At 65.4% G+C, this 12327-nt stretch carries 10 protein-coding genes; 9 read left to right on the top strand and 1 reads right to left on the bottom strand.

Annotated features, from left to right (window positions below):
• Nucleotides 1–209 precede the first annotated feature (209 nt).
• Complete coding sequence (gene ydcS, locus J5M58_RS03600) at nucleotides 210–1361, bottom strand: putative ABC transporter substrate-binding protein YdcS (RefSeq protein ID WP_112250960.1); 1152 nt, start codon at nucleotides 1359–1361, stop codon at nucleotides 210–212.
• 217 nt (nucleotides 1362–1578) lie between these two features.
• Here ydcS and J5M58_RS03595 point away from each other — a divergent pair, with 217 nt between their 5' ends.
• The 9 genes from J5M58_RS03595 (at nucleotide 1579) to prfB (ending at nucleotide 12303) form a co-directional block, all read left to right on the top strand.
• Nucleotides 1579–2271, top strand: a complete 693-nt coding sequence (locus J5M58_RS03595) for a tellurite resistance TerB family protein (protein ID WP_207877168.1) — start codon at nucleotides 1579–1581, stop codon at nucleotides 2269–2271.
• A gap of 272 nt (nucleotides 2272–2543) precedes the next feature.
• Nucleotides 2544–4166, top strand: a complete 1623-nt coding sequence (locus J5M58_RS03590) for a methyl-accepting chemotaxis protein (protein ID WP_207877166.1) — start codon at nucleotides 2544–2546, stop codon at nucleotides 4164–4166.
• Nucleotides 4167–4171: 5 nt separating this feature from the next.
• Nucleotides 4172–4678 carry a chemotaxis protein CheW gene (locus tag J5M58_RS03585; RefSeq protein ID WP_207877164.1) on the top strand — a complete coding sequence of 169 codons (507 nt, stop codon included), beginning with the start codon at nucleotides 4172–4174 and terminating at the stop codon, nucleotides 4676–4678.
• On the top strand, nucleotides 4675–5949 hold the full coding sequence (locus tag J5M58_RS03580; RefSeq protein WP_112250968.1) for a CheR family methyltransferase: 1275 nt from the start codon (nucleotides 4675–4677) through the stop codon (nucleotides 5947–5949). Before J5M58_RS03585 ends, J5M58_RS03580 begins: the two co-directional genes overlap by 4 nt.
• Entirely contained in the window at nucleotides 5946–6608 is a 663-nt protein-coding gene (locus J5M58_RS03575; protein WP_112250970.1) for a chemotaxis protein CheW, read from the top strand. The genes J5M58_RS03580 and J5M58_RS03575 overlap by 4 nt, the downstream gene beginning before the upstream one ends.
• Nucleotides 6605–8902: a hybrid sensor histidine kinase/response regulator gene (locus J5M58_RS03570; RefSeq protein ID WP_207877162.1), complete on the top strand. Its 2298-nt coding sequence runs from the start codon at nucleotides 6605–6607 to the stop codon at nucleotides 8900–8902. Before J5M58_RS03575 ends, J5M58_RS03570 begins: the two co-directional genes overlap by 4 nt.
• On the top strand, nucleotides 8899–9912 hold the full coding sequence (gene wspF / locus J5M58_RS03565) for a Wsp signal transduction system protein-glutamate methylesterase WspF (protein ID WP_207877160.1): 1014 nt from the start codon (nucleotides 8899–8901) through the stop codon (nucleotides 9910–9912). The genes J5M58_RS03570 and wspF overlap by 4 nt, the downstream gene beginning before the upstream one ends.
• Nucleotides 9913–9963: 51 nt before the next feature.
• On the top strand, nucleotides 9964–10968 hold the full coding sequence (gene wspR, locus J5M58_RS03560) for a Wsp signal transduction system regulator diguanylate cyclase WspR (protein ID WP_112250976.1): 1005 nt from the start codon (nucleotides 9964–9966) through the stop codon (nucleotides 10966–10968).
• A 239-nt stretch (nucleotides 10969–11207) separates the two neighbouring features.
• Nucleotides 11208–12303, top strand: a protein-coding gene (gene prfB / locus J5M58_RS03555; RefSeq protein WP_108480361.1) for a peptide chain release factor 2 whose coding sequence is annotated in 2 segments (ribosomal slippage) — nucleotides 11208–11279 and nucleotides 11281–12303 — 1095 coding nt in all. Because the reading frame shifts where the segments join, the coding sequence is not laid out codon by codon here.
• The last annotated feature ends 24 nt before the right edge of the window (nucleotides 12304–12327 follow it).

Raw genomic sequence — 12327 nt, 5'->3', positions numbered from 1 at the left:
ACGGCCTTGATCTCGCCGAAGGTGCGGGAAACCTGGGTGAACTGGACGGCTAGGGGCATGCATAGGCTCCGGACAACACGGTTTCTCCTGTACCGGCCTCTTCGCGGGTAAACCCGCTCCCACAGGTTCATCACCGCCTGCAAGGGTGGCGCTTTACCTGTGGGAGCGGGTTTACCCGCGAAGAGGCCGGCACAGGCATTCAGGCAACCTCAGCGCCCACCCATGATCGCAATGTAATCCTGGGTCCAGCGGCTATATGGCACGAACTTGCCGCCCTGGGCCTGCGGGGTTTTCCAGAAGGCGATCTTGTCGAAGTTGTCGAAACCGTTGGTCTTGCAGCCCTCGGCCCCCAGCAGCTCGCTGCCGGTGCAGGCCGCCGGCACCGCCGGCAACGAACCGAACCAGGCCGCCACATCACCCTGTACCTTCGGCTGCAGCGACCAGTCCATCCATTTGTAGGCACAGTTGGGGTGCTTGGCTTCGCTGTGCAGCATGGTGGTGTCGGCCCAGCCGGTCGCGCCTTCCTTGGGGATGGTCGAGGCCACGGGCTGCTTCTCTGCCTTCAGGCCATTGACCATGTAGCCCCAGGAGCTGGAGGCGACCACGCCTTCGTTCTTCACATCGCTCATCTGCACCGTGGCGTCATGCCAGTAGCGGTGAATCAGCGGTTGCTGCTGGCGCAGCAGTTCCAGCACGGCCTTGTACTGCGCTTCGTTAAGCTCGTACGGGTCCTGGATGCCCAGCTCCGGCTTGGCCGTCTTCAGGTACAACGCCGCATCGGCGATGTAGATCGGCCCATCGTAGGCCTGCACGCGGCCCTTGTTCGGCTTGCCGTCGGGAAGGTTCTGCGGCTCGAACAGTACGCCCCAGCTGGTGGGCGCCTGCTTGAATACGTCGGTGTTGTACAGCAGTACGTTCGGCCCCCACTGGTACGGGGTGCCGTATACCTGCTTGTCGACTACGTACCAGCCACCGTTCTGCAGCCGTGGGTCGATGTTTTTCCAGTTGGGGATCAAGGTAGTGTTGATCGGCTGTACCCGCTTGCCCGCGATCAGTCGCAGCGACGCATCGCCCGAGGCGGTGACCAGGTCGTAGCCGCCCTTGGTCATCAGGCTGACCATCTCGTCCGAGGTGGCAGCGGTCTTTACGCTGACCTTGCAGCCGGTTTCCTTCTCGAAGCCGGTTACCCAGTCGTAGGCCTTGTCGCTTTCACCGCGCTCGATGTAGCCGGGCCAGGCGACGATGTCCAGGCGGCCCTCGCCGGGCCCCAGGGCCTTGGGCGGCTCGGCAGCCTGCAGGCTGGCGCTGGCCAGCACGGCGCAGGCGGTTGCGCCGAGCAATGCGGTCTTGTGCACTGACATGGTGTTCCCTCTTCTTGGAGATTTTGGTCGGGGCAGTCATCAAGCAAGCCGTGAAGCGATCGTTATAAACGTAGTGCGGTTACGCGCGGTATTGGCGATATCGAGTCTAGTTGGCTTTTTGCCAGCCAATGCAACATCCGGAAGCAAATCCCCCCATGGTGATAGCGCGGGCAGGGCTTAACCTGATGGTTCCCTTGGCCAATGTGGAGACCGTTTGATGAATACCCGGGGATTGCTCGACCAGTTGCTCAAGTCCGGCCAGGACCTGCTCGCCAGCCAGGCCGGCAAGGCCAGCTCTGGCAAGCCAGGTGCCAGTGCCGGCGGCCTTGGCAGCCTGCTTTCCGGTGCCGGTGGCGGCGCCCTGGCGGCGGGCGCCATGGGCTTGCTGCTGGGCAACAAGAAAGCCCGCAAATATGGTGGCAAGGCCCTGACCTATGGCGGCCTGGCCGCGCTCGGTGTGCTGGCTTACAAGGCCTACGGCAACTGGCAGGCGCGCCAGCAAGTGGCCGCCACCGAGCCACAGACGGTCGACCGCCTGCCGCCGGCCCAGGCCGAGCTGCACAGCCAGGCGGTACTGCGGGCGCTGGTGGCGGCGGCCAAGTCCGATGGCCATATCGACGAACGCGAGCGTGCGCTGATCGAGGGCGAATTCACCCGCCTGGATGACGACCGCGAGTTGCAGCACTGGCTGCATGCCGAGCTCAACAAGCCGCTGGACCCGGCCGAAGTGGCCCGAGCCGCGCAAACGCCGGAAATGGCCGCCGAGATGTACCTGGCCAGCGTGATGATGGTTGATCAGGAAAACTTCATGGAGCGCGCCTACCTGGACGAACTGGCCCGCCAGTTGCGCCTGGACCCTGCCTTGCGTCAGGAACTGGAAAGTCAGGCAAGGCTTGCCGCCGCCCAATAGACGGGGCCTTTGTGGGAGCGGCCTTGTGTCGCGAATGGGCCGCAGAGCGGCCCCCGTATATCAGCAGCAGGGAAACGATTGCCGGGGCCGCTTTGCGGCCCTTTCGCGACACAAGGCCGCTCCCACAAGAAAAGCGCCTTTCCAGAGAGAGAAAATGACCTGCCCATCAGGCAGGTTACCTGGTCACCCCACATTTCAGCCGCATGAGCGCTGGGCGCCTGGGCTATACTTCGGCGATTTTCCCGCTCGTTGTGAATTCCTGAGGGCTGAATGTGAAGAACTGGACCTTGCGCCAACGGATCCTGGCAAGTTTTGCCGTGATCATCGCCATCATGCTGCTGATGATCGTGGCAGCCTACTCGCGGTTGGTGACCATCGCCTCCGCCGAGCAGGCAGTGGGGACCGACAGCATTCCCGGCCTCTACTACAGCTCGATGATCCGCAGCGCCTGGGTCGACAGCTACGTCACCAGCCAGCAGCTGGTGGGGCTGTCCAACCACCGCGAATTCACCTCGGCCGACGCGGAGCTGTTCAAGAGCTTCGAGGACCGCCTGAAGGAGCACATGACCAGCTACCAGGGGACCATTCAGGATGATGACGACCAGGCGCGCTTCGACGCCTTCACCCAGATGGAAGCCGCCTACCTCAAGATCGTCGACCAGGTGCTGGAAGCCTATCGACAACGCAACTACGCCGAAGCCCAGCGGTTGATCACCGATGTGCTGACCCCGGCCTGGCTCGAGGGCCGCAAGCACCTCAACGAAGTGATCGAGCACAACCGCGCCGCCGCCGATACCGACACCAACGAGATTGTCGGTGCAGTGAGCACGGCCAAGGGCAGCATGATCATTTCGCTCCTGCTGGCGATCATCGCCGCAGGCGTGTGCGGCCTGTTGCTGATGCGCGCTATCACCGCGCCCATGCAGCGTATTGTCCACGCCCTCGACAAACTGCGCTCGGGCGACCTGAGCATGCGCCTGAGCCTGGACCGCAAGGACGAGTTCGGTGCCATCGAAAGCGGCTTCAACGAAATGGCCGAGGCCCTGGCCAACCTGGTGGCCCAGGCCCAGCGTTCGTCGGTGCAGGTGACCACCTCGGTGACCGAAATCGCCGCCACCTCCAAGCAACAGCAGGCCACCGCTACCGAAACGGCCGCCACCACCACCGAAATCGGCGCCACCTCGCGGGAAATCGCCGCCACCTCGCGTGACCTGGTGCGTACCATGACCGAAGTCACCTCGGCCGCCGATCAGGCCTCCAGCCTGGCCGGCTCCGGCCAGCAGGGCCTGGCGCGCATGGAGGAAACCATGCACCAGGTGATGGGCGCCGCCGACCTGGTCAATGCCAAGCTCGGCATCCTTAATGAAAAAGCCAGCAACATCACCCAGATGGTGGTGACCATCGTCAAGGTCGCCGACCAGACCAACTTGCTGTCGCTAAACGCAGCCATCGAAGCGGAAAAGGCCGGCGAGTACGGCCGCGGCTTTGCCGTGGTGGCCACCGAAGTGCGCCGCCTGGCCGACCAGACCGCCGTGGCCACCTACGATATCGAGCAGATGGTGCGCGAGATCCAGTCGGCGGTATCGGCCGGGGTCATGGGCATGGACAAGTTCTCCGAAGAAGTGCGCCGCGGCATGTTCGAGGTGCAGCAGGTGGGCGAGCAGCTCAGCCAGATCATCCACCAGGTGCAGGCCCTGGCGCCACGCGTGCTGATGGTCAACGAAGGCATGCAGGCCCAGGCCACCGGTGCCGAGCAGATCAACCAGGCACTGGCCCAGCTCAGCGATGCCAGTACCCAGACTGTCGAGTCGCTGCGCCAGGCCAGTTTCGCCATCGATGAGCTGAGCCAGGTGGCGGCAGGCCTGCGTGGCGGCGTGTCGCGCTTCAAAGTCTGACTGCGATGAACGACTTGCAGCCGCGCGCCGCGCGGGCGGGCAACGCCAAGGGGGCGTTGTACCTGCAGTTTCGCATCCGCGACCAACGCTTTGCCCTGAGCGTGCACGAGGTGATCGAGGTGCTGCCGCGCCAGCAGCTCAAGCCGATCGCCAAGGCGCCTGCCTGGGTCGCAGGCATTCTTGCGCACCGGGGCCTGCTGGTGCCGGTGGTCGACCTGGCGGCATTGAGCTTCGGCCAGCCGGCAGCGCAGCGTACCAGTACCCGCCTGGTGCTGGTGCACTATCGGGGCGGCCTGCAGCTTGGCCTGATCCTGGAGCAGGCCACCGAAACCCTGCGATGCCACCCCGACGAGTTCCAGCCGTATGGCGTGGATAGCGGTGAGGCCCCGTACCTGGGCCCGGTGCGTCAGGATGAACAGGGTTTGCTGCAGCGCATCGAAGTCAACGACCTGTTGCCCGATGCCGTGCACGCGTTGCTGTACGCGGATGATCCGACAGGGATGCCGACATGAACGAACAGCATTTTTTCCGCTTCCTGCGCGAACGCATCGGCCTGGATGTGGAGTCAGTAGGCGCTACCATGGTCGAGCGTGCGCTGCGCCAGCGTTGCGTGGCCGTGAACGCCGCAGACCTGGATGATTACTGGTTGCACCTGCAGCAGTCGATGGATGAACAGCAGGCACTGATCGAAGCGGTCATCGTCCCGGAAACCTGGTTCTTCCGTTACCCCGAATCCTTCACAGCCTTGGCCAGCCTGGCGCACAAGCGCCTGGCCGAGCTGGCCGGGGCGCGCCCGCTGCGCTTGCTCAGCCTGCCTTGCTCGACCGGCGAGGAGCCCTATTCGCTGGCCATGGCCTTGCTCGATGCGGGTATCGCGCCGGGGGCCTTCATGATCGACGGCATGGACATCAGCCCCAGTTCCGTGGCCAAGGCCGGGCAGGCCGTTTACGGGCGCAATGCCTTCCGTGGCAGCGACCTGGGCTTTCGCGAGCGTTACTTCGATGCCTTGGAGGAAGGCCACCAGTTGCATGAACGGGTGCGCGAGCAAGTCAGCCTGCAGGTGGGCAACGTGCTCGACCCGGCGCTGGCCAGCCGCGATGGCCTGTACGACTTCGTGTTCTGCCGTAACTTGCTGATCTATTTTGACGTGCCGACCCAGCAACGGGTGTTCGAAATGCTCAAGCGCTTGCTGCACCCCCAGGGCGTGCTGTTCATCGGCCCGGCAGAAGGCAGCTTGCTGGCGCGATTGGGCATGCGCCCGCTGGGGATTGCCCAGTCGTTCGCCTACGTGCGTCAGCAGGGCGATAGCGCAGCGCTGGCTACGCCCCCGGCCCAGCCCTTGCGGCGCATGTCGCCAGCACCTGCCAGGCCGGGCTATCCGTTACCGAGCGCAGCGTTGCCACGCCCGCTGCGGGTGCTGCCCGTGGCCGCCAAGCCAGCGCCGGCGCGCGAGCACAAGCGCGAGGAGCCAAGCGAGTTGCTGGCCAGCATTGCCCGGCTGGCCAATGCCGGCGCCAGTGAGCAGGCCCGTGCCGAATGCCAGCGCTATCTGGGGCAATTCGCGCCCTCGGCGCAGGTTTACTACTGGCTGGGGCTGCTCAGCGATACCGAAGGCGATGCGCAGCAGGCACTGACCCACTATCGCAAAGCCCTGTACCTGGAGCCGCAGCACCCCGAGGCGCTGGTGCACCTGGCGGCCTTGTTGGCGGCCCAGGGCGACCTGGCCGGTGCCCGGCGCCTGCAGGAGCGCGCCGCGCGGGTCGGCCGGGAGTCTGAACGATGAAGGAATCCGCGATGCAATTGCTCGCCGAGGAAGACGCGCACATCGACGACTGCTGGAACCGCATTGGCGTGCACGGCGACAAGCAGTGCCCGCTGTTGGAACGTCACGTTCACTGCCGCAACTGCGAGGTATATGCCGCTGCGGCCACACGCCTGCTCGACCGCTACGCGCTGATGCAGGACCACCAGGCTGCCGTGGCGCCGCCGGCCGAGGAAAACACCGGCCGCTCCATGCTGCTGTTCCGCCTTGGCGAAGAATGGCTGGCGCTGGCCACCGCCTGCCTGGCCGAAATTGCCCCGCTGCAGGCGGTGCATTCGCTGCCGCACCAGCGCTCGCGGGTGCTGCAGGGGGTGGCCAACGTGCGTGGTGCGCTGGTGCCGTGCCTGTCACTGGCCGACCTGCTGGGTGTGCGGGCCAGCGCTGCCGAGCAACGTACCGGCCGGGCGATGCCACGCATGCTGATATTGGCCGCGGAGGGTGGGCCGGTGGTGATGGCGGTCGAGGAAATCGACGGCATTCACCGGCTCGACCCGCTGCTGCTGGGCAGCGGCCAGGACGCCTCCCGCTTCACCGCAGCGGTCCTGCAATGGCGTGGCCGCAGCGTGCGGGTACTGGACGATCAACACCTACTGTCTGCCGTACAGCGGAGCCTGTCATGACCCCAGAGCAAATGCGCGACGCATCGTTGCTCGAGCTGTTCAGCCTGGAGGCCGAAGCGCAGACCCAGGTGCTCAGCGCCGGCCTGATGGCCCTGGAGCGTAATCCCACGCAGGCCGACCAGCTCGAGGCTTGCATGCGCGCGGCCCACTCGCTGAAGGGCGCCGCGCGGATCGTCGGGGTGGACGCTGGCGTCAGCGTCGCCCATGTCATGGAAGACTGCCTGGTGGCCGCCCAGGAGGGCCGCCTGCGGCTGAGCGCCGAGCATATCGACGCCCTGCTGCAGGGCACCGACCTGCTGATGCGCATCGCCACGCCTGGCGATGCTGGTGCCCAGGCGACGCTGCCGGTGTTCCTTGCGCAAATGGCCAGCCTGCTCGAGCCGGGGCCGGCAGCCATGCCCTCGGCGCCGCCAGCCGTGCCAGCGCTGCCGGAAACACCGGTGCCAATCGCACAGGACGAACCTGTGCCGCTGCCTGCCGAACCCTTGGAATCCGAGCTCGACCTGGCTCCCCGTCGCAAGGCCGGCAAGCGCACCGGCGAAGGCACTGAGCGGGTGCTGCGGGTTACCGCCGACCGCCTCAACAGCCTGCTCGACCTGTCCAGCAAGTCGCTGGTGGAAACCCAGCGGCTCAAGCCGTACCTGGCCACCCTGCAGCGCCTCAAGCGCATGCATGGCCAGGGTATGCAGGCGCTTGACGGCCTGCGCATGCAACTTGAGGACAGTGGCCAGAGCAGCGAGGTGCTCGAAGCCTTGGCTCAGACCCAGCGCCTGCTGGCGGAAACCCAGCAGATCCTGCAGCAGCAGGCTGCCGACCTGGACGAGTTCGGCTGGCAGGCCAGCCAGCGCGCACAACTGCTGTACGACACCGCGCTGGCTTGCCGGATGCGGCCGTTTGCCGATGTGCTGACCGGTCAGAGCCGCATGGTGCGCGACCTTGGCCGTTCGCTGGGCAAGCCGGTGCGGCTGCTGGTGGAAGGGGACAAGACCCAGGTCGACCGTGATGTGCTGGAAAAACTCGAAGCACCGCTGACCCACCTGTTGCGCAACGCAGTCGACCACGGCATCGAACTGCCCGAGCGGCGCCTGCTGGCGGGCAAGGCGGAGGAGGGCGTGATCCGCCTGCGGGCCTCGCACCAGGCCGGTATGCTCAGCCTGGAACTGATCGACGACGGTGCCGGCATCGACCTCGAGCGCCTGCGCAGCAGCATTGTCGAGCGTGCCCTGTCGCCCGCCGACACGGTGGCGCGGATGAGCGAGGAAGAGTTGCTGACATTCCTGTTCCTGCCCGGGTTCAGCCTGCGCGACAAGGTCACCGAGGTGTCCGGGCGCGGCGTGGGCCTGGATGCGGTGCAGCACATGATCCGTGAGCTGCGCGGTTCGATCGAGCTGACCCAGCTGGCCGGGCAGGGCTGCCGTTTCCACCTGCAGGTGCCGCTGACCCTGTCGGTGGTGCGCAGCCTGGTGGTCGAGGTGGGCGGCGAGGCCTATGCCTTCCCGCTCGCCCATATCGAACGCACGCTCGAAGTGGGCGCCGACGAGATCGTGCAGATCGAGGGGCGCCAGCACTTCTGGCACGAAGGCCGGCACATAGGCCTGGTCGCGGCCAGCCAGCTGCTCAACCGCCCGGCCGGGCAGACGCAGGAGAGCAGCCTGCGGGTGGTGGTGATCCGCGAGCGCGAGCAACTGTATGGCGTGGCCGTGGAGCGGCTGGTGGGTGAGCGGGTGCTGGTGGTGATGCCGCTCGACCCACGGCTGGGCAAGGTGCAGGACATTTCTTCCGGCGCCTTGCTCGACGATGGCTCGGTGGTGCTGATCGTCGATGTCGAGGACCTGCTGCGCTCGGTGGAAAAATTGCTCAGTACCGGCAGCCTGGAACGCATCGAACGCGGCAGCAGCGGCGCCCGCGGCGCGGCGCGCCAGCGCATCCTGGTGGTCGACGATTCGCTTACCGTGCGGGAACTGCAGCGCAAGCTGCTCGGCAACCGTGGCTACGATGTGGCCGTGGCTGTGGACGGTATGGACGGCTGGAACGCCTTGCGTGGCGAGGACTTCGACCTGCTGATCACCGACATCGACATGCCGCGCATGGACGGCATCGAGCTGGTCACCCTGGTACGCCGCGACCAGCGTCTGCAGTCATTGCCGGTAATGGTGGTGTCCTACAAGGACCGTGAGGAAGACCGACGGCGTGGCCTGGACGCTGGCGCCGACTACTATTTGGCAAAGGCCAGTTTCCATGACGATGCGTTGCTGGATGCTGTGGTTGAGCTGATCGGAGGTGCTCAGGGATGAAGATCGCCATCGTCAACGACATGCCCATGGCCGTCGAGGCGCTGCGCCGGGCGGTCGCCCTGGAGCCGGAGCACCAGGTGGTGTGGGTGGCCAGCAATGGTGCCGAGGCGGTGCAGCGCTGCACCGAGCTGCAGCCAGACCTGATCCTCATGGACCTGATCATGCCGGTCATGGATGGTGTCGAGGCCACCCGGCGGATCATGGCCGAAACCCCATGCGCCATCGTCATCGTCACGGTCGACCGCAAGCAGAACGTGCACCGGGTGTTCGAGGCCATGGGCCATGGTGCCCTCGATGTGGTCGACACGCCGGCACTGGGGGCGGGCGACCCGCGAGAGGCGGCAGCGCCCTTGTTGCGCAAGATTCTGAACATCAGCTGGCTGATCGGCCAGCAGCGAGCTCCGGCGGCACGCCCGGTCGCTGCGCCAGTACGGGTTGCAGCCCAGCGCCGCGGCCTGGTGGCGATCGGCTCGTCGGCCGGCGGCCCGGCGGCGCTGGAAGTATTGCTCCAGGGCCTGCCGGCGGCCTTTCCGGCAGCCATCGTGCTGGTCCAGCATGTGGACCAGGTGTTTGCCGCGGGCATGGCCGAATGGCTCAGCAGCGCAGCCGGGCTGCCGGTGCGTCTGGCCCGTGAAGGCGAGCCGCCGCAGCCGGGGCAGGTGTTGCTGGCCGGCACCAATCACCACATCCGCCTGCTACAGAATGGCCAACTGGCCTACACTGCCGAACCTGTCAATGAAATCTATCGGCCCTCGATCGATGTGTTCTTCGAGAGTGTGGCGCGCTATTGGAACGGCGATGCGGTGGGCGTGTTGCTTACCGGCATGGGCCGCGATGGTGCCCAGGGCCTGAAGCTGATGCGCCAGCAGGGCTTCCTGACCATTGCCCAGGACCAGGCCAGCAGTGCGGTGTACGGAATGCCCAAGGCCGCTGCGGCCATCGATGCCGCAGTGGAAATCCGCCCGCTGGAACGCATAGCCGGGCGCTTGATGGAATTTTTCGCAAAATGACGAAGTGTATTGAATCACGCCGCCAGGCCGGCAGTGATCGGGTGAACAGGTATGAATGATTTACCGATCGAAGGTTTCACGACCCCCAACGAGAACTCGGCGATGGTGTTGCTGGTCGATGACCAGGCCATGATCGGCGAGGCGGTGCGGCGTGGCCTGGCCAACGAAGAGAACATCGACTTCCACTTCTGTGCCGACCCGCACCAGGCGGTGGCCCAGGCCATGCGCATCAAGCCTACGGTGATTCTTCAGGACCTGATCATGCCTGGCCTGGACGGGCTGACTTTGGTGCGTGAATACCGCAACAACCCGGCGACCCAGGACATTCCGATCATCGTTCTGTCGACCAAGGAAGACCCGCTGGTCAAGAGCGCAGCCTTTGCCGCCGGGGCCAACGATTACCTGGTCAAGCTGCCGGATACCATCGAGCTGGTAGCGCGGATCCGCTATCACTCGCGTTCCTACCTGACCTTGCTGCAGCGCGACGAGGCCTACCGTGCCCTGCGCGTCAGCCAGCAGCAACTGCTCGATACCAACCTGATGCTGCAGCGGCTGATGAATTCCGATGGCCTGACCGGGTTGTCCAACCGCCGCCACTTCGACGAGTACCTGGAGCTGGAGTGGCGCCGGGCCATGCGTGAGCAGCAGCAGTTGTCGCTGCTGATGATCGACGTGGACTACTTCAAGGCCTACAACGACAGCTTTGGCCACCTGGCCGGTGACGAGGCCTTGCGCCAGGTAGCCGAGGCGCTCCGCGGCGCGTGCTCGCGGCCGACCGACCTGCCGGCGCGCTATGGCGGCGAGGAATTCGTCCTGGTATTGCCCAACACCTCGCCGGGTGGGGCACGCCTGGTGGCCGAAAAGCTGCGCCAGACCGTGCTCGGCCTGGGCATCCCGCACACCGCGCCGGTGCCCGACTCGAATCTGACCGTGAGCATCGGCCTGGCCACCCAGACTCCGGCCATCGGCAGCCATAGCCGGCAGCTGATTTCGGCGGCGGACAAAGGCCTGTACCAAGCCAAGAATGGCGGGCGCAACCAGGTTGGCATCGCCTGACAGGGCCTGCACCGTACCCTTGTAGGAGCGGCCTTGTGTCGCGATGGGGCGCGCAGCGGCCCCTTGCAGTATCTGCTGCGAAGCTGAATTCCGGGGCCGCTGCGCGCCCCATCGCGACACAAGGCCGCTCCTACACGGGTAATTGCGGCCATTCGGGCGCCCGGCGGGTCTGCCGCCCTGCGGCGGACTCGGTTATACTCGCAGGCTTTTCACCGAATTCGTACGAGAGCCGTCCGCCCATGGAAATCCAACCGATCCTGAACACCATCAAGGACCTTACCGAGCGTTCCCAGTCCATTCGGGGGTATCTTTGACTACGATCACAAGCATGACCGCCTGATCGAAGTCAACCGCGAGCTGGAAGACCCCAACGTCTGGAACAAGCCCGAGTACGCACAGGCCCTGGGCCGCGAGCGTGCCATGCTGGCACAGGTCGTCGAGACCCTGGACAAGCTGTCCGGCGGCCTGGCGGACTGCCAGGACCTGCTCGACATGGCCGTCGAGGAAAATGACGAAGGTGCCGTCGGCGACGTCGTGACCGAGCTGGAAGGCCTGGAAGAAAAACTGGCCCAGCTCGAGTTCCGTCGCATGTTCAGCGGCGAGATGGACATGAACAACGCCTACCTGGACATCCAGGCCGGCTCCGGTGGTACCGAGGCGCAGGACTGGGCCAACATCCTGCTGCGCATGTACCTGCGCTGGGCCGACAAGCGTGGTTTCGACGCCACCATCATCGAGCTTTCCGAAGGTGAAGTCGCCGGTATCAAGGGCGCCACCGTGCATATCAAGGGCGAGTACGCCTTCGGCTGGCTGCGCACCGAAATCGGCGTGCACCGCCTGGTGCGCAAGAGCCCGTTCGACTCCGGTGCCCGTCGCCACACCTCGTTCTCCGCGGTGTTCGTGTCGCCTGAGATCGACGACAAGGTCGAGATCGAGATCAACCCGGCCGACCTGCGTATCGACACCTACCGTTCCTCCGGTGCCGGTGGTCAGCACGTGAACACCACCGACTCGGCGGTGCGTATTACCCACGTACCGACCAACACCGTGGTGGCCTGCCAGAACGAACGCTCTCAGCACGCCAACAAGGACACCGCCATGAAAATGCTGCGGGCCAAGTTGTACGAGCTGGAAATGCAGAAGCGCAACGCCGCCTCGCAGGCGCTGGAGGACAGCAAGTCGGACATCGGCTGGGGCCACCAGATCCGCTCCTACGTGCTGGATGACTCGCGTATCAAGGACCTGCGTACCGGTGTCGAGCGCAGCGACTGCCAGAAGGTCCTGGACGGCGACCTCGACCAGTACCTGGAAGCGAGCCTCAAGCAGGGGCTGTAAAACGCACACAAACGCCGCGGTACC

Origin of the sequence: Pseudomonas sp. 32_A (assembly GCF_017490905.1) — a bacterium.
Classification (GTDB): Bacteria; Pseudomonadota; Gammaproteobacteria; order Pseudomonadales; family Pseudomonadaceae; genus Aquipseudomonas; species Aquipseudomonas inefficax.
This window is presented reverse-complemented; position numbering and strand designations above follow the sequence as displayed.

What these genes read in the sequence shown, in the direction of transcription:
- ydcS (WP_112250960.1), bottom strand. Translation starts at nt 1,361, where the DNA reads ATGTCAGTGCACAAGACCGCATTGCTCGGCGCAACCGCCTGCGCCGTG.
- J5M58_RS03595 (WP_207877168.1), top strand. Translation starts at nt 1,579, where the DNA reads ATGAATACCCGGGGATTGCTCGACCAGTTGCTCAAGTCCGGCCAGGAC.
- J5M58_RS03585 (WP_207877164.1), top strand. Translation starts at nt 4,172, where the DNA reads ATGAACGACTTGCAGCCGCGCGCCGCGCGGGCGGGCAACGCCAAGGGG.
- J5M58_RS03580 (WP_112250968.1), top strand. Translation starts at nt 4,675, where the DNA reads ATGAACGAACAGCATTTTTTCCGCTTCCTGCGCGAACGCATCGGCCTG.
- J5M58_RS03575 (WP_112250970.1), top strand. Translation starts at nt 5,946, where the DNA reads ATGAAGGAATCCGCGATGCAATTGCTCGCCGAGGAAGACGCGCACATC.
- J5M58_RS03570 (WP_207877162.1), top strand. Translation starts at nt 6,605, where the DNA reads ATGACCCCAGAGCAAATGCGCGACGCATCGTTGCTCGAGCTGTTCAGC.
- wspF (WP_207877160.1), top strand. Translation starts at nt 8,899, where the DNA reads ATGAAGATCGCCATCGTCAACGACATGCCCATGGCCGTCGAGGCGCTG.
- wspR (WP_112250976.1), top strand. Translation starts at nt 9,964, where the DNA reads ATGAATGATTTACCGATCGAAGGTTTCACGACCCCCAACGAGAACTCG.